This is a genomic window from Thermorhabdus hydrogeniformans (genome assembly GCF_049310025.1).
In the GTDB taxonomy this organism is placed as follows: domain Bacteria; phylum Bacillota; class Thermosediminibacteria; order Thermosediminibacterales; family Tepidanaerobacteraceae; genus JBJYKD01.
Genome location: NZ_JBJYKD010000004.1, coordinates 1 through 24,437 on the forward strand (window position 1 = coordinate 1; position 24,437 = coordinate 24,437).

General features: G+C 47.2%; 21 protein-coding genes. 17 read left to right on the forward strand and 4 right to left on the reverse strand.

The genetic code is table 11. The annotated features are described in order from the left end of the window. The first annotated feature begins 154 nt into the window (after positions 1-154). Together ACKX14_RS02675 and ACKX14_RS02680 are read left to right on the forward strand one after the other, a co-directional pair. Positions 155-1,201 (forward strand): NCS2 family permease, encoded by a 1,047-nt coding sequence (locus ACKX14_RS02675; RefSeq protein ID WP_422444402.1) that lies wholly within the window; start codon positions 155-157, stop codon positions 1,199-1,201. Between the two features lie 95 nt (positions 1,202-1,296). Continuing rightward, the gene (locus ACKX14_RS02680; protein WP_422444404.1) at positions 1,297-1,836 is read left to right on the forward strand and encodes a phosphoribosyltransferase family protein; all 540 of its coding nucleotides are present in this window, start codon (positions 1,297-1,299) and stop codon (positions 1,834-1,836) included. 109 nt (positions 1,837-1,945) lie between these two features. On the opposite strand, the gene ACKX14_RS02685 is transcribed toward ACKX14_RS02680, so the two are convergent. After that, positions 1,946-3,367 carry a CCA tRNA nucleotidyltransferase gene (locus tag ACKX14_RS02685; RefSeq protein WP_422444406.1) on the reverse strand — a complete coding sequence of 474 codons (1,422 nt, stop codon included), beginning with the start codon at positions 3,365-3,367 and terminating at the stop codon, positions 1,946-1,948. A gap of 257 nt (positions 3,368-3,624) precedes the next feature. On the opposite strand from ACKX14_RS02685, the gene ACKX14_RS02690 reads away from it, so the two are divergent. The 11 genes from ACKX14_RS02690 to ACKX14_RS02740 all read left to right on the forward strand — a co-directional run bounded on the left by ACKX14_RS02690 (position 3,625) and on the right by ACKX14_RS02740 (position 15,228). Further along, the gene (locus ACKX14_RS02690) at positions 3,625-4,140 is read left to right on the forward strand and encodes a thioredoxin family protein (protein WP_422444408.1); all 516 of its coding nucleotides are present in this window, start codon (positions 3,625-3,627) and stop codon (positions 4,138-4,140) included. A gap of 179 nt (positions 4,141-4,319) precedes the next feature. Then, on the forward strand, positions 4,320-5,021 hold the full coding sequence (locus tag ACKX14_RS02695) for a DUF6391 domain-containing protein (RefSeq protein WP_422444410.1): 702 nt from the start codon (positions 4,320-4,322) through the stop codon (positions 5,019-5,021). Then, positions 5,002-5,805 carry a DNA/RNA nuclease SfsA gene (sfsA, locus tag ACKX14_RS02700; RefSeq protein WP_422444412.1) on the forward strand — a complete coding sequence of 268 codons (804 nt, stop codon included), beginning with the start codon at positions 5,002-5,004 and terminating at the stop codon, positions 5,803-5,805. Before ACKX14_RS02695 ends, sfsA begins: the two co-directional genes overlap by 20 nt. A 181-nt stretch (positions 5,806-5,986) precedes the next feature. Then, positions 5,987-6,277 (forward strand): Asp-tRNA(Asn)/Glu-tRNA(Gln) amidotransferase subunit GatC, encoded by a 291-nt coding sequence (gene gatC / locus ACKX14_RS02705; protein WP_422444414.1) that lies wholly within the window; start codon positions 5,987-5,989, stop codon positions 6,275-6,277. Positions 6,278-6,390: 113 nt separating this feature from the next. Then, a complete protein-coding gene (gatA, locus tag ACKX14_RS02710) occupies positions 6,391-7,839 on the forward strand; it encodes an Asp-tRNA(Asn)/Glu-tRNA(Gln) amidotransferase subunit GatA (RefSeq protein WP_422444416.1) in 1,449 nt (482 codons plus the stop codon). A 15-nt stretch (positions 7,840-7,854) separates the two neighbouring features. Next, positions 7,855-9,282 carry an Asp-tRNA(Asn)/Glu-tRNA(Gln) amidotransferase subunit GatB gene (gene gatB, locus ACKX14_RS02715; protein WP_422444418.1) on the forward strand — a complete coding sequence of 476 codons (1,428 nt, stop codon included), beginning with the start codon at positions 7,855-7,857 and terminating at the stop codon, positions 9,280-9,282. A 333-nt stretch (positions 9,283-9,615) separates the two neighbouring features. Beyond that, on the forward strand, positions 9,616-11,298 hold the full coding sequence (locus tag ACKX14_RS02720) for an ABC transporter substrate-binding protein (protein WP_422444420.1): 1,683 nt from the start codon (positions 9,616-9,618) through the stop codon (positions 11,296-11,298). 93 nt (positions 11,299-11,391) lie between these two features. After that, positions 11,392-12,318, forward strand: coding sequence for an ABC transporter permease (locus ACKX14_RS02725; RefSeq protein WP_422444422.1), 927 nt, complete (start codon positions 11,392-11,394; stop codon positions 12,316-12,318). Positions 12,319-12,334: 16 nt separating this feature from the next. Continuing rightward, the gene (locus ACKX14_RS02730) at positions 12,335-13,255 is read left to right on the forward strand and encodes an ABC transporter permease (protein ID WP_422444424.1); all 921 of its coding nucleotides are present in this window, start codon (positions 12,335-12,337) and stop codon (positions 13,253-13,255) included. 12 nt (positions 13,256-13,267) lie between these two features. Further along, the gene (locus tag ACKX14_RS02735) at positions 13,268-14,257 is read left to right on the forward strand and encodes an ABC transporter ATP-binding protein (protein WP_422444426.1); all 990 of its coding nucleotides are present in this window, start codon (positions 13,268-13,270) and stop codon (positions 14,255-14,257) included. After that, the gene (locus ACKX14_RS02740; protein ID WP_422444663.1) at positions 14,257-15,228 is read left to right on the forward strand and encodes an ABC transporter ATP-binding protein; all 972 of its coding nucleotides are present in this window, start codon (positions 14,257-14,259) and stop codon (positions 15,226-15,228) included. The genes ACKX14_RS02735 and ACKX14_RS02740 overlap by 1 nt, the downstream gene beginning before the upstream one ends. A 118-nt stretch (positions 15,229-15,346) precedes the next feature. Here ACKX14_RS02740 and ACKX14_RS02745 read toward each other — a convergent pair whose 3' ends face one another. Beyond that, positions 15,347-15,694: a cupin domain-containing protein gene (locus ACKX14_RS02745; protein WP_422444428.1), complete on the reverse strand. Its 348-nt coding sequence runs from the start codon at positions 15,692-15,694 to the stop codon at positions 15,347-15,349. Positions 15,695-15,921: 227 nt separating this feature from the next. Between ACKX14_RS02745 and ACKX14_RS02750 the strand changes: the two genes are divergently transcribed. The 3 genes from ACKX14_RS02750 to ACKX14_RS02760 all read left to right on the forward strand — a co-directional run bounded on the left by ACKX14_RS02750 (position 15,922) and on the right by ACKX14_RS02760 (position 20,171). Continuing rightward, on the forward strand, positions 15,922-17,169 hold the full coding sequence (locus ACKX14_RS02750) for a DUF1015 domain-containing protein (protein WP_422444430.1): 1,248 nt from the start codon (positions 15,922-15,924) through the stop codon (positions 17,167-17,169). A gap of 15 nt (positions 17,170-17,184) precedes the next feature. Then, a complete protein-coding gene (locus ACKX14_RS02755; RefSeq protein ID WP_422444432.1) occupies positions 17,185-18,669 on the forward strand; it encodes a sigma-54 interaction domain-containing protein in 1,485 nt (494 codons plus the stop codon). Positions 18,670-18,734: 65 nt separating this feature from the next. Then, entirely contained in the window at positions 18,735-20,171 is a 1,437-nt protein-coding gene (locus ACKX14_RS02760; protein WP_422444434.1) for a sigma-54 interaction domain-containing protein, read from the forward strand. A gap of 364 nt (positions 20,172-20,535) precedes the next feature. On the opposite strand, the gene ACKX14_RS02765 is transcribed toward ACKX14_RS02760, so the two are convergent. Further along, positions 20,536-22,227, reverse strand: coding sequence for a Na+/H+ antiporter NhaC family protein (locus tag ACKX14_RS02765; RefSeq protein ID WP_422444436.1), 1,692 nt, complete (start codon positions 22,225-22,227; stop codon positions 20,536-20,538). Positions 22,228-22,604: 377 nt separating this feature from the next. Then, positions 22,605-23,915, reverse strand: a complete 1,311-nt coding sequence (locus ACKX14_RS02770) for a cyclic 2,3-diphosphoglycerate synthase (RefSeq protein ID WP_422444438.1) — start codon at positions 23,913-23,915, stop codon at positions 22,605-22,607. Positions 23,916-24,272: 357 nt separating this feature from the next. Between ACKX14_RS02770 and ACKX14_RS02775 the strand changes: the two genes are divergently transcribed. Next, the gene (locus ACKX14_RS02775) at positions 24,273-24,437 is read left to right on the forward strand and encodes a hypothetical protein (protein ID WP_422444440.1); all 165 of its coding nucleotides are present in this window, start codon (positions 24,273-24,275) and stop codon (positions 24,435-24,437) included.

Sequence of the window (24,437 nt, forward strand, 5' to 3'; positions counted from 1 at the left end):
GTGATTGTTTTTGGCAACTACTACCTACGACACCAAGGGGAGGGAATCCTCCTTTTTTCCGAAAAACTTTTAGTTTCGATAGTTTTGAGGTAGCAAGCATGTAAATTTAAGGTCTTAGTTTGACATTACAATCATGAAAAACGGAGGAAGTTTAATGAATATAAAGGATTTATTGGCAGCTGTTGGAGTAATAATTAACGGCCTGCCGCAGGGGATTCTGGCGCTGTCGTTTGGGTTTGCATCATTGCCTACCGCCCTGGCTTTTATAGTGGGAGCTGTTGGCGCCAGTGTTTTCGGCCTGGTGGCGCCGATATCCTTCCAGGCCGAGACCATCACCCTGGCCGGCACCATGAGCAAAGATTTGAGAGAAAGGCTCTCCATGATTTTCTTTGGCGGGCTTATAATGACGGTGATTTCTTTATTCGGCCTGAACCAGAGTATTATAAATTTTGTGGGGCCCGTCATAACAAACGGCATGATGGCCGGAGTGGGCATAATGCTCTCGGCCGTTGCGGTGAATATGGCCAAAAGCAGTAAGACTGTCGGATTATCCTCTATAGGTCTTGCTTTTATCGTATATATATTCTCAAAAGACCTGGTGTACACCATAGTATCTTCAGTAATATTTTCCAGCGCAGTGGGCTACTTTACCAGAGAACAAAATGTGAGCTACGACAACGGTAAAGAGAGCATAAAACTTCAAAAGTTGACCTTAAACCCCTTTGTAATACGGGGAGCCCTCGCCATGGTTTGCCTGAACATAGGCGCAAACATAGCTTTTGGCAATATTACAGGCTCTTTTTCAGGGACCTCGGTAAATATAGACCACCTGGCAATAGTTAGCAGCCTTGCCGACATGGCTTCTTCTTTGTTCGGAGGCGGGCCGGTGGAATCGATAATTTCGGCAACCGGCGCGGCCCCCCATCCAGTTCTGGCTGGAATTTTGATGATGAGCCTTATGGCGGTAATACTCATTACCGGACTTTTGCCCAGGATTGGAAAGTACGTGCCGATGGAATCAATAGCCGGGTTCTTGCTCGTACTGGGGGCGGTGGTTACATTCCCTGTAAATGCCAAGCTTGCCATGGAAGACCCAGTGGTTGGAGGAGTAACAGCCGCTGTAACTGCCACCACCGATCCCTTTACGGGCATGGCTGCGGGGCTGATTATGAAATTGTTGAAGGGAACACTGGGTTTTTAAGTCCGTTTGATAAAATATTATTGATATCCGTATGAAAATATATAGATACTTTAAATAATGTGGGTCTAATTTAAGAATATATTGGAGGTTTAAAAATGGAAAAATACACACTGGAGATACTGGGCCTCAAACGGGAACTTCCGGTAATAGAAGTCGCACCCGGATTGAAAATAGCGTCTTTTGTTATCCTGGGGGATACGGAGCTTGTGGTAAAAGCTGCCCCCGAGATCGTTAAGCGCCTGCCCGAGGCGGATGTAATAGTTTCGGCGGAAGCCAAGGGCATACCGCTGGTTTTTGAAATTTCACGGCTTTTGGGCAAGAACTATATCGTGGCTCGAAAGAGCGTAAAACCTTATATGGAATCGCCCATCACCGAAGAGGTGGTTTCGATAACAACTCAGAAAAAACAACTCCTGGTTTTAAATGGAGTTGATGCGGATAAAATTAAGGGCAGGAGGGTTGTCTTAATAGACGACGTTGTGAGCACGGGGTCTTCCCTTGCAGCTCTGGAACGACTGGTGGAAAAAGCGGGAGGCAAGGTGGTGGCCAAAGCCGCAATCCTTGCTGAAGGAGAGGCCGCCGACAGAAAAGACCTGATTTTTCTGGGCACACTTCCCGTTTTTAAAAACAGCTGAAATTATGTCTAAAAACGGGCAGGTATATGTCTAACGGTATTTCATCTTATGGCATCCAGAAAGTTTTTTAAGATCCTGGCTGTTAAGCCCCATATGACATTTTATAAAATCAAAATCCATGATTATGTCTCCAATATCCTGAGCGATATTTTAATCTGCGGGCGATGTCCAGCAATATGTCTCTCTTGTTTAAACCGGGGTCTTCTATTACCTTCTCCAGCAGCTCCTTCAATATTTCTCCTATGCGAGGCCCCGGGGGTATACCGAGTTCTTTTATCAGGTCATCGCCAGAAATATCCAGGTCTTTTATTTGATAATCGCTGTGTTCGCGCTTTATGACCTCCAGGTCTTCCAGCAACTTTTTAAGCCCATGGCCGACCGCCTTTTCAAAACCGCTGGCTATCCTGTCGGCCACCCTCAGATCAATGAGGTCGTAGATGTTCTCCCAGCCCACTTTTGATACGAGGCGCCGGGCTTCGGATATCTGCGATTCGGCGGTATAGTGAAACATGTGGTGCCTGATGAGGAGCACCACTTTTTTTACGGTATTATTATCATATCTCAAGTTTCTGAGGATGTTTTCGGCCATTATCGAGGATTTTACATGATGCTGCGGAAATTCCAGGCCCTTCTCCCCTTCTATGGCCGAGCGGGGTTTTGCCGCATCGTGAAGCAGAGCCGCCAGCCGCAGGGGCAGGGTATTTCTGATAACCTTGCACGCAATGAGGTTGTGTTCCAGCACATCCACCGGCTTATTGTAGTGCATCATACCCATGCCTTCCATGAGCTCAGGAATGATGTATTCCATGAGACCTGTGACCACAAGAGTCACAAGGCCGTCATAGCAATTGTCGCCGGTCAGGAGTTTGGAAAGCTCGTCCCGGATTCTTTCCCGGGAAATATCGGCAAGTTCGCAAGCCCTGGCTTTCAGGGCATAGAGGGTGGAGGGCTCAATGGAAAATCCAAGCTGAGCCTGGAAGCGGGCGGCTCTCATGGCCCGCAGAGGGTCCTCCCAGATTCTTTTGGTGGAACCGGTGCACCTTATGATGCCTGCTTCGAGGTCGCTTAGCCCGCCGAAAGGGTCTAAGAATTCGTCAGATATAGGGTCATAGGCCATGGAGTTTATGGTAAAATCACGACGGGCAAGGTCGGTATAAATGCTACCGCCGAAGGTATAGTCCGGTTTTCGGCCGGGAGCGTCATCCCTGAAAGGGGTGATTTCTATTTTGATTTTTGTCTCTTTGATGTTATCTTCTAAAAGGTTTAATTCCCTTCTAGGATCGCAGGATGTTTTTTTGATTGGGTTTTTTCGTATTACCAGCATGGTGCCGAAGTTTCCATAAGGTACCGCATCGGGGAAAACAGAGGCGATTTCATCGGGCAGGGCGCTGGTGGCGATATCAAAATCCGGATTTTCCCGGCCGAGCAGCATATCCCGCAAGGCTCCGCCCACCACATAGGCTCTATGGCCTGCGGTATTGAGTTTCACACAAATTTCCTTTATGAATGCGGGTATTTCAAAGCGAATCATGTGATACTATCTCCATTAACTATTCCTCATAAAAAAGCAGGGGAAGCAAAAAGTTATATGTAATTTATGATGCCCTATAATATCGCATTTCGGCCGTATTGTCAAATAACGAACTGATGGTGTATTATATTTGATACAATAAAATTTTGGGAAATATGCCCTCACGGCAATTATATACATATTTTAGAAAAAAATCGAGCTTTTAAAATTCTGTAAAGGCATGATAGAATGATTAAAAAATGGTGAGGTGGGTTGCGATGGACATTAAAGAAATGTTTTTAAAAGGCAAGACCTACGAGGATTTTTTAAAGGATGCCGACGAAAAGTCACATGCAAGGCTCGGTGAAATTTATAATACCCTTGATTTTTCTGATGATATAAAAAGACATATAAAAAACATTAACCGAAAGATAAAGGTACTGGCTTTTGCCGAGCCCTGGTGCCCCGATTGTACCGTGAGCGTCCCGGTGCTGGTGAAAATGGCGGAAGAAAATGGAAACATGGAATATGCTATACTCCCCAGAGAAGGGTATGAGGAATTTTTGAAGAATTACCAGTATGAAGGCAAGCCCAGAATCCCCACCTTTATTTTTTATGATGAGGATTTTTTCGAACTGGGAGCTTTTATCGAGATTCCCCAAAAGATAAAGGCCGTTTATGAGAGAGGATTCCAGCCTGACATCATTGTAGCCCGCAGGGATTATCGAGCCGGAAAACACTCAAATATGATAGCTGAGGAGTTTCTGGAGATTATTTTTCAGGGTAAACATTAAGGGCGCGCTTTCTCCGCAGTATCGCCGAGTGTTATCCAGCCGGTTTCAAAAAGCATAAAATTGGTGAGATGGTCGGTTTTTTTGAAGAATGAGTTTATGGCGAAATGTGATTTGATATAATAAAATATAATAAAAATACGCTCTGATGTTTGTGATTATCCGGGAAAGGATTGAAGGATATGCCTTTTTTTGTGATATTGCTCGTTTTTCTGATGCTTTTTCCATACCTCCTGATACCGGTGCTCATATTTTTTGGAATCGGTATCCTCTTCCTGCTGCCCTATGTGCTGATATTCAATTCCTTTTACAACGTTATAACAATACCGTGGCAGATATTGAAGATTGCCGCCGACAGGCGCATACGGAAAAATCACAGCCTGGAGCACGCTACGGTGAACGTGCTTGAGGAACGCTACGGCAGAAATCTGAGAATCGGTGGCCTTGCTTATGCCAACGGTTTTTCCCTGTCGGGGCCGGATATGCCGTCGCCTTATGAGGTAATGGATGCCGCAAGGGAAGGCCATTATCGCATGACCAGGGGCGAGTCGAATCTTGCCATACATCCCCGCTGCGGGACTTCCATAGCGGCGGCAAATTTTCTTTTCTCTCTTGTTTTTATCCTGCTCCTCTTTTTCTATAACCACCTGTCCCTTCTGAATCTGGTGGCCGCCTTTTTGCTGGCGAATGTAATGGCAAAACCTTTTGGTCTGACACTGCAAAAGTTTTTTACAACCCATCCCGATGTAAGCGATGTTGAAGTGCTTGACATTTACGGTAAACCCGCAGCGTATGGCTTCCCCTTTGAAATTATATTGAATCCCAACAGAACTTATTTTATAAGAACCTGTGCAGGCAGGGGAAATGCGTGGAGATTATTTTAAATTGGGGAGGAGGTGTTTTGACGGTGTGCTCATGAGCCCCCTGGAGGGCGGAGCATGCTTATTTTTTATGAAAATACCCGGCAAAAAAATTGAAGCAGAATTCGAGGCGAGAGTAAACCGGTTTGTGGCAAGGGTCAGGCTGCAAAAAAAGAGCTTCGAAGTCCATGTTCCCAACAGCGGCAGGCTGGCCGAACTTCTTGTGCCCGGAGCCCGCGTGATTTTGCGGGAAGCTGCAAACTCATTGCGCAAATACAAATACGATTTGATCATGGCATATAAGAACGGCCTGCTTGTGTCAGTGGATTCCCAATTACCCAATAGACTCTTGATGGAAGCCTTTAACAAAAAATCCCCGATTTTAATGGAACATGACAGGGCAAAAAGGCTTTTAAAATACCCTATCGCAAAACCGGAAATAAGTTACAAAAACAGCCGGTTTGATATAGGACTGGGCGACGAAAATGATATCAGGTACTATATCGAAGTAAAAGGTGTGACGCTGGTGGAAAACCGCAGGGCCTTATTCCCCGATGCTCCCACAGACCGGGGTGCAAAACACCTTAAAGAACTGGAGAGGGCCCGGCATGAAGGATTGGGGGCCGGGGTGTTTTTTGTAATTCAGAGAGAAGATGCCGCAGCTTTTTCTCCCAATGATTCCATGGATCCCCCCTTCGGAGACGCTTTGAGGCGGGCCGCCCGGGCAGGTGTGGATATTTTTGCCTTCCGCTGCGCCGTTGAACCCGGAGAAATAAAATTAATCGGTCCGGTAGACGTGAGACTTTGACAGCAGGGCGTATCGGGGCGTATCGGGTTGTATTAATTGTTTCAAAATGCTAAAATTAAGAAAGGTGGAGAAGCCGTAACTTTTGGCTTTTCAGGCCCGAATTTTGCAATTTGGGAGAGCCCCCCTGCAGGATTTTGGAAGACGGCTCTGAATTATATTTTATTTCGGAGAGGTGGATACATTGAGGATTACAAAAGAAACCGTGGAGCATGTGGCAAACCTTGCCAGGCTGTATCTTTCGGAAGAAGAAAAAGCCGAGATGACCGATAAGCTGAATTCCATACTCGAATATATGGAAAAACTCAATGAACTCGATACCGAGGATGTCCCTCCCACTGCGCATGTCATTCCGATAAAAAATGTCTTTCGCGATGATAGGGTAAGGGAGAGCCTGCCGGTCGAGGAAGTGTTGAAAAACGCCCCGGATAAGGATAAAAACTTTTTCAGGGTTCCCAGAATTATCGAGGAATAATCACAAAGTTCGTCCGTGAGAGTGAGGATATTGCAGTATCACCGCGGGGCTCAAATTTTGTTTTTTGATTCAGTGAAAAACACTTTATTTCTAAAACAGAGGAGGTTGGGCAATTGGAATTACATAGGCTTACAGTCCACGAAGCGCACGAGCTTCTCAAGAAAAAAGAAATATCTTCGGAAGAACTTACCAGGGCTCTTTTGAAAAGAATAAAAACAGTGGACGAAAAAATAAAAGCATACTTGACTCTGGATGAAGAAGGAGCTTTGCAAAGCAGCCGCAATGCCGATGAGAAAGGCGATTTCGACAACCCCCTCTCGGGAATCCCGGCGGCCGTCAAAGATAATATATGTACAAAGGGCTTAAAGACGACGTGTTCGTCAAAAATCCTGGGAAACTTCGTACCCCCTTATGACGCCACCGTTTCGGCAAAGCTCAAATCCCTGAACGCTGTAATTTTGGGCAAGACAAACATGGATGAATTTGCCATGGGCTCTTCCACAGAAAACTCGGCGTTTTTTGCCACACGAAACCCCTGGGATCCCAACCGCGTGCCGGGCGGGTCATCGGGAGGCTCAGCAGCTGCGGTGGCGGCCGACGAATGTCTTTTCGCGCTGGGCTCCGATACCGGAGGTTCCATCCGCCAGCCCGCGGCGTATTGCGGGGTGGTGGGGTTAAAACCCACCTACGGCAGGGTCTCCAGGTTCGGGCTGGTGGCCTACGCTTCGTCCCTTGATCAGATAGGTCCCATTACAAAAGATGTTACCGATTGCGCCCTGGTGCTGAACGCCATTGCGGGTCACGATTCCATGGACTCTACGTCGGCGGATGTGCGGGTGCCCGATTACACGAAAAGTCTGGTGGCCGATGTGAAGGGCATGAAAATCGGTTTGCCGAAGGAATACATGGGAGAAGGCGTCGACCCGGATGTCAGGGAAGCGGTTTTATCGGCGGTCAAGACCTTTGAAAAGATGGGGGCGGTGTGCGAGGAGATTTCGCTCCCCCATACCGGCTACGCTCTATGGGCCTATTACATAATTGCCCCTGCGGAAGCCAGTTCCAACCTCGCCAGGTATGACGGTATTCGTTACGGTGTGAGGGCCCGTGATTACGACGACCTGATAGACCTTTACAAGAAAACCCGCAGCGAGGGCTTCGGGGCTGAAGTAAAGCGACGGATAATGCTGGGGACCTATGCTTTGAGTTCCGGATATTACGACGCCTACTATTTAAAAGCTCAAAAGGTCAGGACCCTTGTAAAAAAAGATTTCGATGAAGCCTTTCAAAAATACGATTTTATCATAGCTCCCACCGCTCCGACAGTGGCCTTTAAAATTGGTGAGAATACCGACGATCCCCTGAAAATGTATATGAACGATGTTTGCACAATACCGGTTAATATGGCGGGGCTGCCGGGCATATCCATTCCCTGCGGTTTTTCCGGGAAAATGCCCATAGGGCTTCAGATTATAGGAAAGCCCTTTGATGAGGAAACTGTCCTGCGGGCGGCTTTTGCCTTTGAACAGGCCACCGATTTTAACAGGCCGAAACCCGGCATATAAGTGGAGGTGAAAACCATGAATTATGAAACTGTTATAGGTCTCGAAGTGCATGTGGAACTCTTTACAAAGTCAAAGATATTCTGCGGCTGTACCACGGAATTCGGCGGAGATCCCAATACCCATTGTTGCCCCGTGTGCCTTGGCATGCCGGGGGTTCTGCCCGTGACAAACAAAAAGGCGGTGGAATATGCCATAAAAGCCGCACTGGCGTTAAACTGCGAAATAGCCGGATACTCCAAGTTCGACCGAAAAAATTATTTTTATCCAGACCTGCCCAAGGCCTACCAGATTTCTCAGTACGACCTGCCGCTGGCCAAAAACGGCTATATTGAAATAGAAGTTGGCGGCACTACCCGCCGGATAGGCATTACCAGAGTACATCTGGAAGAGGATGCCGGAAAATTGATCCACGAAGAAGGCAAGGGATATTCACTGGTGGATTTGAACCGTACGGGAGTTCCCCTCATAGAAATAGTTTCCGAGCCAGATATTCGCTCGCCGGAGGAGGCGTGGCTGTATCTTAACAAACTGAAAGCTATTCTCCAGTACATCGAGGTTTCCGATTGCAAGATGGAGGAAGGTTCGCTGCGCTGTGATACAAATATATCCATCAGACCTGCCGGTTCTGAAAAATTCGGCACAAAGGTTGAGATAAAAAACCTGGGCTCCTTCAAGGCCGTCAGGCGCAGCCTTGAGTACGAGGAAAAGAGGCAGCGGGAAATCCTTGAAGAGGGCGGCGTTATAGTTCAGGAGACGCGCCGCTGGGATGAGGCAAGAGGCATAACCACATCCATGAGAAGCAAAGAAGAAGCCCATGACTACCGCTATTTCCCGGACCCTGACCTGGTACCCATGGTTATCGATAGGGAGTGGATTGAGGAGCTCAAAGCCGAGCTTCCGGAATTGCCCGATGCCAGAAAGAAGCGCTACATGGAAGATTACGGACTGCCGGCTTACGACGCCGGGGTGATTACATCTTCCAAAGCTTTATCGGATTTTTATGAAAGGTGCATATCTCATTACCACGACCCGAAAACCGTCAGCAACTGGGTGATGGTGGAGCTGATGGGCATATTGAATGAGACGGGGAAAGACGTTGAGGATATAAAGATAAAACCCGAACAGCTTGCCGGTATGCTTTCAATGATAGATAAAGGCACCATTAGCGGTAAAATTGCCAAGGAAGTGTTCCGGGAGATGTTCGAGACCGGCAAAAACCCGGAAGCCATAGTAAAAGAAAAAGGCCTGGTACAGATATCGGATCAATCCGAGCTGGAAAAAATCGCCCGTAAGGTAATAGACGAAAACCCCAAGTCGGTTCAGGATTACAAGAACGGCAAAGAGAAGGCGCTGGGATTCCTCGTTGGGCAGATAATGAAAGAGACCAGGGGAAAAGCCAATCCGCAAATGGTGAATAATATTTTAAAGAGGATGCTGGAATAAAAAATTGCACCGGATGTGCAGACCCCCTGTCAAATAAGAGACAGGGGGTTTTGATTTAACAAGTTAAACAAAGAATATAATGAATAATTATACAATTTAGACAAAACAACCGGTTTTTGAATTTAAAACCTCTCATAAAGCAGGATTTTTTAATTTGTTATCGAAATATGTTTAATGTCATGATATTTTTAAACGATAAAACAGAAAAATTATTAAAAAAATAATTGCAGATTATAATATATTTTTAAGGGAGGGGGGTGGTTTTAAGGGGTAAAAGAAATATATTGTAAAATACCGCTTACTAAATTGAAGAGATTTCAAGGAGGGGATTTGATGCTGAAGAAAAGTATAGTTTTACTGGTTGTGTTTTTACTGATAATAACCGCTCTCGCCGGCTGCGGGCAGAAGCCGGCCCAGCAGGGAACTCAGGAGCAACAGCAGCAACAGCAGCCCGCCGCCGAAGGTCCCAAGAGCGGCGGAGTGCTAAGAATGGCCATAATGTCCAATCCGCCTAAACTCGACCCGGTGCATGCGACAGACACCTCTTCGGCCAGGATAATCTATCAGATCTTTGAAACGCTTGTGGATTACGACAAAGACGGCAATGTCCAGCCCCTTCTGGCCGAATCCTGGGAGATTTCCGATGATAAAAAAACCTATACTTTTAAATTAAGAAAAGGTGTGCATTTCCACAAGACCATAGAAGGCGGACAGCCCACCGCCAACGGCGGCCGGGAGGTAAAGGCCGACGACTGGGTATGGACCTTTAACTATATTCTCAATCCCGACACCAAGTCCGAAAGGGCCTACTTCCTTGATATGATAAAAGGTTACAAGGATTACCAGGAAAAGAAAACCGACCATATCGCCGGCATCTCCAAGGTGGATGACTATACCCTTAAGATTGAACTGGAATACCCCTTTGCGCCTTTCCTGAGCGTGCTGGCGTACAATACGTTTAACGTTCTGCCGAAAGAGGACGTGGAAAAGTGGAAAGACCAGTTTAACTTCCATCCCGTGGGAACCGGCCCATTCAAATTCGAACAGTGGGTGCAGGACGATAAGGTCGTCCTTTCAAAAAATGAAAACTACTGGAAGAAGGACGCCAGCGGCAATCAGCTTCCCTACCTGGACGGCCTGGAATTCAGGGTTGTGACTGACCTGGCGATGGAGTGGACAGAATTTGGTCTTGGCAACTTTGAGCAGATAGAAGAAGTCGACGATCCATATTACCAGGAAGCCAAGGCAAAAGAAGGTTTCCAGGAAGGACCGACTCTGGGTACATACTACTATGGATTTAACCTTACCAAATCCCCCTTCAAAGACAACAAAGCCCTCCGCCAGGCCTTCAACTACGCTCTGGACCGCAAGACATTGATAGACCTCGTGAGGAACGGCAGGGTCCTGCCGGCCACCGGTGTACTGCCTCCCGGTATGCTGGGCTATGACTCGAGCATCCAGCCCCAGTATACTTTTGACCCCGAGAAAGCCAGGCAGTTGCTGAAAGAGGCGGGTTATCCCAACGGCATCAAGGTTGAACTGGTTTACAACACCAGTGAAGGCCATAAGAGGATCGCCGAAGCCGTACAGCAACAGATGAAAGAAATCGGAATCGACATGTCCCTGAAGAACATCGACTGGGGCGCTCTGCTGGACGCCACCGACAGGCTTGAAATACCCTTCTTCAGGATGGGCTGGGTGGCGGACTATCCCGACCCCGACAACTTCCTGTATGTTCTGTTGAATTCCGCCAATATCGGGCCCCAGGGCAATTATTCCGGGTTTAACAACAAGGAATTTGACAACCTGACAAACCAGGCCCGTATTGAGACCGATCCGGCAAAGCGCGCGGAGCTTTATAAGAAGGCCGAAGCCATAGCCCGCGAAGAGGCCCCGTGGCTGTTTATTTACCATTACACCACCCATACCATCACGCAACCTTATGTAAAGAACGTTGTGCTGCCTTTCTTCGGCGAGTACTCCATGAAGTATACCGAAGTCTGGATGGACAAATAGAATATCAGCGAATCTGGCTTCCCCTTATAAGGGGAAGCCAGGTCATGTATAAGCACAACCCTGGAAAAGCGCAGCTCGAGGAGGGGGAAAACTTTGCTGAATTATATCGTAAGGCGTCTCATAGGGGCTATTCCCGTTATTCTGGGAGTTATTGCAGTTGTCTTTATACTCACCACCATAGTACCCGGCGACCCGGCCCGGATAATGGTGGGACAGAGGGGAAATCCGGAAACCATAGCAAAAATCAGGCAGGAAATGGGCCTGGATAAGCCCCTGGCCGTTCAGTTTTTCGATTTTATGAAAAACGCTTTGACACTTAATCTGGGAAAATCTTACAGGAATAATATGACGGTGGTGGAAGCCCTTCTTTCCCGTCTGCCCGTTACGGCTAAACTGGCCGTTTTTGCTACGATAGTCGCGGTTTTAATGGGCGTCCCTCTGGGGATTGTATCAGCCGTTAAGCAGTACTCCTGGATAGATTACAGCGCCATGTTTTTTGCGATTCTGGGGATCTCAGCTCCGGTCTTCTGGGTGGGGCTGCTTTCGGTGGTGCTTTTTTGCGTGAAACTGGGCTGGATTCCGGGGACCGGCACGGGCAATGGGGAATTCATCTATTATATTCTGCCTTCGCTGGTGCTGGGAATCCGACCTGCCGCTTTAATAGCCAGGCTTACGCGTTCCAGCATGCTGGAGATAATTAGACAGGATTATATCCGGACCGCAAGGGCAAAGGGCCTTTCCGAAAGGGTGGTTATCATGAAGCACGCCCTCAGAAATGCTCTAATTCCGGTAGTAACGGTGATAGGTATTGAAACGGCCAGCCTCTTGAGCGGTGTGGTTGTAACCGAATCCATTTTTTCCATGCCCGGCCTCGGCAGGCTCAGCGTGGAGGCTCTCATAAACCGGGATTTTCCCGTAATACGGGGAGTTGTATTATTCATGGCATTGATCTTCGTTTTTGCCAATCTAGTGGTCGATCTTTCTTATCCGCTGTTTGATCCCAGGATAAAATACGATTGATTGGAGGGAGAAGATTATGGAGGTAAAAACTGCTGCCAATACAAACATCCCCGGAAAAGCAAAACGGAAGGTGGAGGGCCGGAGCCTCTGGATGGACGGCTGGCTGAGGCTCAGGAAGAACAAACTTGCCATGCTGGGTTTGACCCTGGTGATCATAATATGCCTGGCGGCCATATTTGCACCTTATATAACCCAATATGACCCTTATGAGCAGTTGATATGGAAGGAGGGCCGCTCGGCACAGCTGGCGCCCCCCAGTGCAAAACACTGGTTCGGCACCGATGTATACGGCAGGGATATATATACAAGGGTGGTGTACGGTGCCAGGATATCTTTACAGATCGGATTTGCCGCCACCGGTGTTGCTGTGGTGATAGGGGTTATACTGGGAAGCCTCGCGGGATATTACGGCGGTTTTATAGATGATATTATATCCTGGCTGACCAACGTCATATTTGCATTTCCGTTCCTTCTTTTTGTGCTGGCCCTGGTGGCCTATCTTCCACCAAGCATGCCGCTGATGTACATGTCCATCGGCATCATTTCCTGGGCGTCGTTTGCAAGGGTGGCCAGGGGTCAGGTAATACAGGTCAGGGGAATGGAATTTGTGGAAGCGGCTACGGCCATTGGAGGCAGCGACTGGAGGATAATCTTCAAGCATATTATGCCAAATATACTGGCGCCGATTATAGTCCAGGCCACCCTCGAAGTGGGAAGCATAATCATGCTGGAATCTTCGCTGAGTTTTTTGGGTTTTGGAGTCCAGCCACCGAAACCAGCCTGGGGGTACATGATAAATGAGGGCAGGCAGTTTTTCCTGTCAGGCCAGTGGTGGTGGTCCGTTTTTCCGGGCCTGGCCATCATGGCCCTGGTGCTGGGATTTAATCTTTTCGGCGACGGATTGAGGGATGCGCTGGATCCTCGACTAAAGCAGTAGGGGGTATGGGAAGTGGCAGAAAATCTTGTTGAAGTTAAGAATTTAAAGACTTACTTTTTCACAGACGACGGAGTTGTGCCCGCGGTGGACGGGGTGGATTTCAAAATCGACAAAGGCGAGACTCTGGGTATAGTCGGGGAGTCCGGGTGCGGTAAAAGCGTCACTTCGCTATCGCTATTAAGGCTTGTCCCCAATCCCCCCGGCAGGATAGTGGAAGGTGAAATGTATTTTAAGGGCGAAAACCTCCTGGAAAAAAGTGAGAGCGAAATGCGCAGAATCCGCGGGAACGACATTTCAATGATATTTCAGGAACCCATGACATCCTTAAATCCCGTGTTCACCGTAGGCGAACAGATAGCCGAAGCTATAGAGTTACATCAGGGGTTGAATAGAAGGGAAGCAATGGCCAGAGCCGTGGAAATGCTCAAACTGGTGGGCATACCGGCGGCGGAAAAAAGGGTTGATGAATATCCCCACCAGATGAGCGGCGGAATGCGCCAGAGGGTCATGATAGCCATGGCGCTGTCCTGCAATCCCACCCTGTTGATAGCCGACGAACCCACCACCGCCCTGGACGTCACCATACAGGCTCAGATACTGGAACTCATGAAAGGCCTGAAAGAAAAGTTGGGCACGGCCATAATGCTCATTACCCATGACCTTGGAGTGGTGGCGGAAATGGCCGAAAACGTGCTTGTGATGTATGCGGGAAAAGTGGTGGAATACGCCGGTGTAAAAACCATCTTCAAAAGTCCAAAGCACCCGTACACCATAGGCCTTCTGGGCTCCATCCCGAGACTTGACCGGCCAAAGGAAAGACTGTATGTAATAGAGGGCGCTGTGCCGAATCCCTTTGACATGCCGGAGGGCTGCCGGTTCCACCCCAGATGCCCCGAAGCCCGTGAAATATGCAAGACGAAAGAACCCGATCTAATCAGGCTTAACGGGCAGCAGGTGCGGTGCTGGAAGTACACGGATGAGTGGAAGGGAGGAGGCCAGTGATGGTAGGGGCGGAAAAATTACTGGAAGTAAAGGGCTTAAAAAAATATTTCCCCATCACCGGCGGCATTTTTCAAAAGACCATAGGATACGTAAAAGCCGTGGACGGTGTTGACATGTATATAAAACGGGGAGAGACCCTGGGCCTCGTGGGCGAAAGCGGATGCGGCAAATCCACCCTGGGCCGGGTGATATTGAGATTGCTGGAAGCCACCGGAGGGGAGGTTTACTACGGCGGGAAAAACATTCTGAAGCTGAACAAACACCAGATGAGGGAACTTCGGAAGAAGATGCAGATAATTTTTCAGGACCCGTACGCTTCATTGAACCCCAGGATGACGGTGGGAGACATAATAGGTGAGCCCATGGACATTTATCACATGGCCGTCGGCAGGGAAAGAGAGGACAGAGTGCTGGAACTTTTGAGAGTGGTCGGCCTTGGCACGCAGCATATAAGGCGCTACCCGCACGAATTTTCCGGAGGTCAGCGGCAGCGAATAGGGATAGCCAGGGCCCTGGCGGTCAACCCCGAACTCATAATATGCGACGAGCCTGTATCGGCCCTGGACGTATCCGTAAGGTCCCAGGTTTTAAACCTCATGCAGGAACTGCAGGAAAAATTCAGCCTTACCTATCTGTTCATATCCCACGACCTGAGCGTTGTAAAACACATAAGCGACAGGGTAAGCGTCATGTACCTGGGGAAAGTGGTGGAGATAGCGGAAAAGAACGAACTGTACGACAAACCCCTTCATCCATACACCCGCGCGCTCCTTTCCGCCATTCCCATACCGGACCCGGAAGTAAAAAGGGAAAGAATCATACTGGAAGGGGATGTGCCAAGCCCCGTAAACCCGCCCGGCGGCTGCCGGTTCCACACCAGGTGCCGCTATGCAAAACCCGGGTGCAGAGAAAGGGAACCGGAACTTAAAGACGCGGGCGGCGAGCATTTTGTGGCGTGCCACCTTTATTAAAAGGAATATCCCAAACGGTTTAAAAATCACAAGGGACGGTGAAAAGTTGTCGCCGTCCCGCTTGCTGTTTTCTACAGGCTACATTTGAAAGTGAGTTGCTTTTTGATGGAGCTTTTACTTAAGGTTGGAAAACAACTACCAACAGCATTTTAAAGCGCTCTTTGGCGTACAGGGCATGGGGAACCCCGGCCGGCATGACCACCACCTGGCCTGCTTTGACATCCACTTCCTTATCGCCGATGGTTATCCTAGCCGCCCCGTCCAGAATAGACACCAGAGCGTCGCCGGGAGAAGAATGGGCGCTGATTTCCTCGCCTTTATCAAAGGCGAAAAGGGTCATGCTCATGTTTTTGCCCTGAGCCAGCGTCCTGCTGACCACCTGGCCGGGATTGTAATCTACCATGTCCAAAATGTTGTAAACTTCACCCCAGTTAACGTTTTTGATGAGCTTTTTATTTTGTTCCATAAAAAATACCTCCGGATAATTCTTGAGTTATCTGCATTTTTTATTATAACCTTCCATTAAAAAAGAAAATATGAGGAAAATCACAAAACGGATTTTTAGGTCTGGAATCCGGAAGTTGCTGAAATGCAGGGGTTTGTAGTTGTAAACCTTAGCGTAACTCGACTTTAATTAAAAAATATCTTATAATTTACTTGGATTAATAATAAACAAAAGTATGGAGGAATAATATGGCCGTCATTAAACCTTTCAAAGCTTTGAGACCCGAACCGCACCTGGTGGCGAAAGTTGCGGCGTTGCCTTATGATGTGGTGAGCACACAAGAAGCAAGAAAAATGGTAAGGGGGAACGAGTATTCTTTTTTGCACGTAGATAAACCGGAGGTAGACCTGGAAGAATCGATAGACCCTTATGACCCGAGGGTTTATGAAAAAGCGCGGGAAAATCTTAATAAAATGGTCCGGAAGGGAATTTTTGTAGAGGATGAGGACGAATGTTATTACATTTACAGGCTGATCAGAGAAGGCAGAATGCAGACGGGTCTTGTGGCGTGCGTTTCGATAGATGATTACTTGAATAATGTGATAAAAAAACACGAACATACCCTTGCGCGTAAGGAACAAGATAGAATTAACCATGTGAACATTACCAATGCTCATACGGGCCCAATCCTGATGGCGTATCGAAAAAATGAGGAAATTTCCGGTTTGATAGACGAATGGGTATCAAAAAGCGCTCCTTTATACGATTTTGCGTCAGAGGATGGGGTGGTTCAGACCGTATGGGTCGTTGATGATGTGAGGGTTATCGGTGCATTGACGGCATTATTTTCCCGGGTTCCTTCGCTTTATATAGCCGACGGGCACCATCGCGCCGCAGCCGCTGTAAAAGTCGGGCAGATGCGAAGGGCGGAAAATCCGAATTACGAGGGCACCGAAGAGTTTAATTTCTTTCTGTCGGTGCTTTTCCCCGATGAAGAGTTGACAATACTGGAATACAACAGGCTTATAAAGGATTTAAACGGCCTTGCGGAAGAAGAACTCCTTACGAAGCTTGCCGAAAAATTTAAGGTTATCCCTCGGGGCAGACACAGGTTTCAACCGACCGAGAGGCATACCTTCGGGATGTATATGGACGGCATGTGGTACACTCTCGAGGCAAAACCGGGTACTTTCAATGAGTCTGACCCGGTCGAAAGACTGGATGTTTCAATACTTCATAATAATATAATAATTCCGATACTTGGGATTGAGGACCCCAGAACCGATAAAAGGATAGATTTCGTGGGGGGCATCAGGGGCCCGGAGGAACTGGAAAGAAGGGTGGACAGCGGGGAAATGAAACTGGCGTTCTCCATGTATCCCACATCCATGGAAGATTTGATGAGCGTAGCTGATGCGGGCCGCATTATGCCGCCGAAATCCACCTGGTTTGAACCAAAGCTGAGGAGCGGGATTTTTATCCATAATCTTGCTTAAAAGAGGGGGTTTTTAATGGCCGCCGGATTGTTGGAAGACTTTTTCCATGAAATTCTGGATGTTCTGGACGTCGGCATCCACATTGTGGATGCCGATGGGAATACAGTATTTTACAATGCCGCCATGGGCCGGCTGGAAAGGCTGGACCCGGCAAATGTAATGGGGAAGAATCTGCTGGAGGTCTTCCCATCCCTTAACCAGGAGACCAGCACGCTTCTTTATGTGTTGAAGACGGGCAAGACCATCGTGGACCGGGTCCAGACCTACTTTAATTTTAAAGGCCAGGAAATTACCACAATTAACACCACTTGCCCCCTGAAAAAGGGAAAAAAGATAGCAGGAGCGATGGAAATAGCCAAGGATATAACAAAATTAAAGGAACTGTCAGAAAAGGTGGTGTTTTTACAGGATTCAACAAAAAATAAAGTTTCACGGGAAAAAGAATGCCACCCCTTCACACGGTTCACTTTTGACGATATTGTCGGGGAAAGCCAGGTGATAAAAAAAGCCGTTTCGATGGCCAGGAAAGCCGCCCAGACCTCTTCTCAGGTTTTGATATACGGGGAGACGGGTACCGGCAAGGAGCTTTTCGCCCAGAGCATCCATAACGCCAGTGCGAGAAGGAATAGGGCGTTCATCGCCCAGAACTGTGCAGCACTTCCCGAAAGCCTTTTGGAAGGGATTTTGTTCGGGACGGTAAAGGGGGGTTTTACCGGCGCAATAGACCGTCCCGGCCTTTTTGAACAGGCCGACGGGGGCACTCTTCTGCTTGACGAGATAAATTCCATGGGGGTCAACCTCCAGGCAAAACTCCTGCGGGTTCTGCAGGAAGGCGTTGTAAGAAGAGTGGGGGATACGAATATTATACCTGTAAATGTAAGGATCATAGCCACCACCAACGAAGATCCTGTAGAAAGCATAAAAAACGGCATCATAAGAAGAGATTTGTTTTACAGGCTGGGGGTGGTATATATAAAAATACCGCCTCTTCGGGAAAGAAGAGAAGATATACCTGTGCTCACGAAATATTTTATAAACAGGCTGAATAATAAATTGGGCAAGAAGGTTCTGGGAGTATCGCCCCGGGTTATGAAAGTATTCATGGATTATGAGTGGCCGGGGAACATCAGGGAACTGGAAAACGCTCTTGAAGGCTCAATGAATATGATAGGCGATGAAAGTTATATAGATATGGATCACCTTCCTTCTTATATTTCTGAGCAATATAATCAAAAAAGTGATATATCTAAAAACTTCGATGGTGAGATAAGAGAAGAGGTCTTTTCTGGCGATATTCCCATTAATGACCATTGTTTAAACATCGGCTCCATGGATATCGCGGATTCCCCTCTGGACCGGGTAATAGACGGTATAGAGAGGGAGATTATACTGAAGACTTTGAAAGCATACAGCGGAAATGTAACCAAGGCCGCCGAAAAATTGAGAATTAAACGCCAGACCCTGCAGTATAAGATTAAAAAATACGGGCTCATCTTGTGATGGGCGATTATGAAAATATTTGTATTATTTGTATTATATGAAGAAATACCGGGAGTTGGTGGCAGATGGCCTCTGTAGAGGAAAAATTAGAAGACATATTGAAGCTGGAAACCGTAAGGGAAATTTTCGATACTCTGGAAGAGGGAGTCTTGATAGTCGACAGGGATTGCAGAATATTATTTTATAACAAAACGCTGTCTAATTTTGAGGGGCTGGACCCAATTTTCGTAGTTGGGAAGACCATCTTTGAAGTATTTCCTTCCATTACACCGCAGGAGAGCACTCTTTTCCAGGTAATTAAAACGGGCAAATCCGTCGCGGGCAGGTACCAGCAATATTTCAACTGCAGAGGCAAACAGATAAAAACAGTGAACACCACCATTCCAATCACTTGCGGGGGAGAGGTTATCGGCGCCGCGGAAGTATCCCGGGATGTCTCCATGATAATAAATTTGACGGAAAGAGTGGCGGATCTGCAGCAGAAATCAACCGGAACTTCAAAACATCAGAAAAAATATGCGGGAAGGTACTCTTTTGACGACATTCTCGGCCACAACGAAAAGATTCGGAAAATAATAGAAATGCTGAAAAAGGTATCGATGACATCCTCATCGGTATTGATATACGGAGAAACCGGGACAGGCAAGGAGTTGTTCGCCCAGAGCATTCATAACGCAAGCCCAAGGCGGCATATGCCTTTTATTGCCCAGAACTGTGCAGCCATCCCCGAGAGCATCCTGGAAGGATTGCTCTTCGGCACCACCAGGGGAAGCTTTACAGGGGCACTGGATAAACCCGGACTGTTTGAGCAGGCGGATGGTGGCACCATGCTGCTGGATGAGATCAACAGCATGCCCATATCCCTCCAGTCCAAGCTGCTTAGGGTGCTCCAGGAAGGAGTGATAAGAAGGGTGGGAGGGTCGCAGGATATCCCTGTAGATGTAAGGATTATTGCCACTACCAATGAAAATCCAATAGAGCTTACTAAGAACGGAAAACTGCGGCAGGACCTTTTTTATAGATTGAGCGTTATTTATGTAGAAATCCCTCCTCTCCGGGAAAGGCCCGATGACATAAGCGAGCTGGCGGAGTTTTTCATAAAAAAATACAATGAAAAATTCCACAGGAAAGTTACAGGTATTAATTGGGAAGTTATGGATATTTTCCGCGGTTATTCCTGGCCGGGCAATGTCCGGGAACTGGAAAACGTGATCGAAGCCCTGATGAATTATGTGGATTATGGGGAAATCAGGAAGGAACACCTGCAATTTTTAAGCTTCGGCCCCTTCAAGAATTATTTAAACGAGCAGCATTATTCATCGGAAAATCCGGAGTTTAAAGGGATAATAAACGATTATCAGAAAAAAGTAATCCTTGATGTTTTAAGAAGTACCGGAGCCAATATTACCAAAGCCGCAAAAAAAATGGGAATAAAGCGGCAGCTTTTGCAGTATTACATGAAAAAGTACAACATTAGCAGAGAAGAAGTACTAAAAAGTTAAATTTGATTTTGTGTAAAAAGTCAATTTCGGTGGTCGTGACGGCCCGGCACCTGACCGTTCAGCCAGACGTTCTGAAGTTCGTTCCTTCGCTTCGCAGGGTTGCGCTGGCAAATACGGCGTCCCGCCTCAATGCCGGCCGGAGCATTTCTGCATGCCGGTACCCACCGAAGGCGGGTTTGAATCGAGCTTAATAACGTCTTTGGCTTAACTCTAAGGCGCTTTTAGCCGTTACAAACCACCGTCGACTTGTTTCTAAATCAGAATAAAATTTGTAAACGACTTTTTATCCATCAGAATCAAATTTATAAAAAAAATGGCCTGGTTAAAATTCTCCAGCCCTTGAGTCGTATTGCTTATCTTTTATTTAGGAAGTCCCGCCTTCCGACAGAGTTTGGTCATAGCTGTAGAGTTCTACCGGCTTTCCCATGAATCGTACCAGAGCATAAAGGCCTGCCGCGCCCAGCACAAGGGAAATCCAGGCGGGTACGCCAAAACCTGCCGGGATATATCCAACCACAAGGGCGACCATTGCCGTAGTTACTGCGTAGGGGATTTGAGTCTTCACGTGATCCATGTGATCTGCAGAAGAAGCCATGGACGACATTATAGTGGTATCGGAAATGGGTGAACAGTGGTCACCGAATATGGCCCCAGCCAGTACCGCTCCCAGGGTGGGGAGCATCACCTGGGGACTCACGGCATGAGCCAGAGGCAGCGCCAGTGGAATCACTATGGCCATAGTACCCCAGGATGTTCCGGTGGCAAAGGAGGTAACGCAAGAGATTATGAATACCAGGGAGGGAATTATCACAGGACTTATGGAGCCGGAAGCTACCTGTATGAGGTATTGGGCGGCTTTTACATCTTCTGTGACACTGCCCAGAGACCAAGCAAGCACCTGAATTATTCCGGTTATGGTCAGGGCCTTGGCACCGTCGACCCATGCTTCCAGAGCGTCTCGCAAAGTCAGTATCTTCTGCCCTACAGCCAGACCTATTGTAATAATGGTGGCTGTTGTGGCAGCCCATATAAGAGCCACGCTGGTATCGGAATTACCAAAGGCTTCCCGGACTCCGGCCCAGGTGAGAGGGAGTTGTGTACCGCCGCCGTTGTACCAGAGGCTAACAAACCCCAGGACAATGAGAGAAAAGACGGGTATGGCGGCATTTATTATCCTGGGCTTTGCTCCCTCGCGAAGCTGTACGTCAATGAGGTCCATGGCGGACATGGGCCTTGCTCCATCAGCCAGCACCCTTCCAGTCTGCCGGGCCCGGATTTCGGCTTCATACATGGGGCCGAAATCCCTCATCATATATGCGATGAGAAAGACCATGATAAGAGTTAAAAGCTCATAAAACCTATAGGGTATGGTTGCAAGAAAAGTACCGTAGGCGTTTACCGGTTCTCCCATTTTTTCGTATACATCCTTTATAAGGCTGACTTCGTATCCTATCCAGGTAGACATCAAAGCTATTCCCGCTACTGGAGCGGTGGTGGCGTCAACTATATAAGATAATTTTTCACGGGATACCCTCATCTTGTCACATAGTGGCCTCATGGTTGGGCCCACCACGAGAGTGTTGGCATAATCGTCAAAAAATACTACGCAGCCCAGTACTTCGGTAACTATCTGAGCGCCCCGGGAGTTTCGAGCCAGCTTTGCTAGGGCTTCGGCAACCGCCTGGGTTCCGCCCATTCTCGTCATGATTCCAACCATGCCTCCTATGGTGAAAGAAAAAATCAGGATGCCGGCATGCCATGAGTCAGCCAAGGCACCTAAAATATATTGGTCCAGAGCCCGCAGGTACCCGGCGAACAAATTGCCACCGTTCATCATTGTAGCTCCTGCCAACACTCCAAGAAAAAGGGAAAGCACCACTTCTTTTGTTATGAACGCCAGGACAATAGCTAAAAAAGGAGGAAGCAACGACATCATGCCAAAATCAACTTTTGCTTCTTTATTTTCTTCTTGCTGCGCGTAAGCCGCAGAAAAAATCAGGCCTGCGATAATAATGATTAGGAAAAGGATTAAGAAGGTTCGCCACCTTCGTTGCACAATACCGCCTCCTTGAATTTATAATGATTATTTTTTATTGGGGCGCCCACATTTGCATCTTAAAAATTAGATATGCATAAAACATGCCATATTACAGAAATTAATCAATATTGGATAAATTACGGGTAATGTAAACAGACATTAAATACAAAAAAAGTATGTTTTGCACAAGTTATTCCAACAAAATAGAAAATTTTTTATTTTTACTATGGGGACAGGCTTAAGTTTAAGTTTTTAAATACATATGCAAATATTATTTGCACTGCCAACGAAAATTTTTGCAGAAAAACGTTGCTGGATACCCGGTTGCATAAAATATTTCGTGATTCTGTGAATAAAAAAAGTGACCCCGAAAGGGATCACCCTCTTTGCGGGCATTATTTGAATTTCTTTAAAACATCGTATAGATCCGGTTTTCCAATCTCCTGCAATTCGTATCTCACTCTGACCACGGGCTTATTTGGTTTGATGACCCGGGTGATATCGATGGGGGTGCCGGAAACTACCACGTCGCAGTCTATGCGATTGACGGTCTCTTCCAGCTCCTTCATCTGTTTTTCTCCGTAACCCATGGCGGGCAGGATCTTTTCCAGATGGGTGTAGCGCCTGTAAGTTTCTTCTATGCTTCCTACGGCATAAACTCTGGCATCGATGATTTCCCGGGCTCCGAACTTTCTGGCGGCCACAAAACCTGCTCCAAAGCCCATACCTCCATGGGTGAGGGTGGGGCCGTCTTCAATTATAAGCACCCGTTTGTCCCGGATCATCTCGGGATTCTCCACGGTAATGGGGGATGCAGCCTCTATGACAACGGCTTTGGGATTGGCCTTTTCGATATTTTCCCTTATTTTCTGGACGTCGGCGGCATTGGCTGAATCAATCTTATTGATGACTATAACATCGGCCATCCTGAAATTGGTTTCTCCAGGATGATATGAAAGTTCGTGGCCTGGTCTTAAAGGATCTACAAGCACGATGTGCAGGTCGGTATTATAGAATGGGAAATCGTTGTTTCCCCCGTCCCATACGATGATATCGGCTTCTTTTTCCGCTTCCCTGAGTATTGTTTCATAATCGACTCCGGCGTATACGATGGTGCCGCTGTCGATGTGGGGTTCATATTCCTCCCTTTCTTCTATGGTACATTTGTGCCGATCCAGGTCATCGTAGGTGGCAAATCTCTGACAAATCTGCTGGCTAAGATCGCCGTAGGGCATGGGATGTCTTATAGCCGCCACTTTTTTGCCCATTTCCTTTAAGATTTTGCAAACTTTTCTGGTGGTCTGACTTTTGCCCACTCCAGTGCGGACGGCGCATACGGAAATCACGGGTTTTACAGATTTTATACTGGTGTTGGCGGGTCCCATAAGGCGAAAGTCTGCCCCGTTTGCCAGCACGATAGATGCTTTGTGCATGATATCCTCATGAGAAATGTCGCTGTAAGCAAAAATTGCCTGGCGCACATCGTATTTTTTAATAAGTTCCGGCAACTCTTCTTCAGGACAGATGGGTATACCATCCGGATAAAGTTTTCCCGAAAGAACCGCCGGGTATTTCCTGCCTTCAATGTTGGGAATCTGGGCGGCAGTAAATGCAACCACTTCATAGGTCTGATTGTCCCTGAAGTATGTGTTGAATACATGAAAATCCCTGCCCGCGGCTCCCATTATGATGGTGCGTATTCTCATAGGCTTTACCTCCAATCCATTTTTTTAAATAATTAAATACGCAAATAACATACCAACCAGAAAAAACAGGGAAAACCTATTATATCGCGCAAAATAATTTTGCACGTTTGAAAAGTATATACAATATATTTTGCAAAATAAAGGTGAATTCATCCGGCTGATTTCAAAATTCATATAACGAAATCTTCGTTTTTTTATTAACAAATTTAAATTAATAAAATTAAAAGAGTTACCCCTTGAGTGGCATAGAGTTTGCTAAAATTAAAGTATTAACGAACAAATTTTATTATTTCTTGGCTGGGCATTTTAAACAAGGGTACGGTTAACTTTACAAGAGAATGGTAGGAGGTGTTTTTCATGAGCGGGTTTGGGGAAAAGATTAAAGAACTGGCGCTCGAACTGACGAAGATACCCAGTGTGGTAGGGTCATCGGGAGAAGTGGAAATAGCTCATGCGATATACCGGTGGTTAAACCGTATAGAATACTTCAAACAAAACCCTGACCGACATCGCCGACGGTGA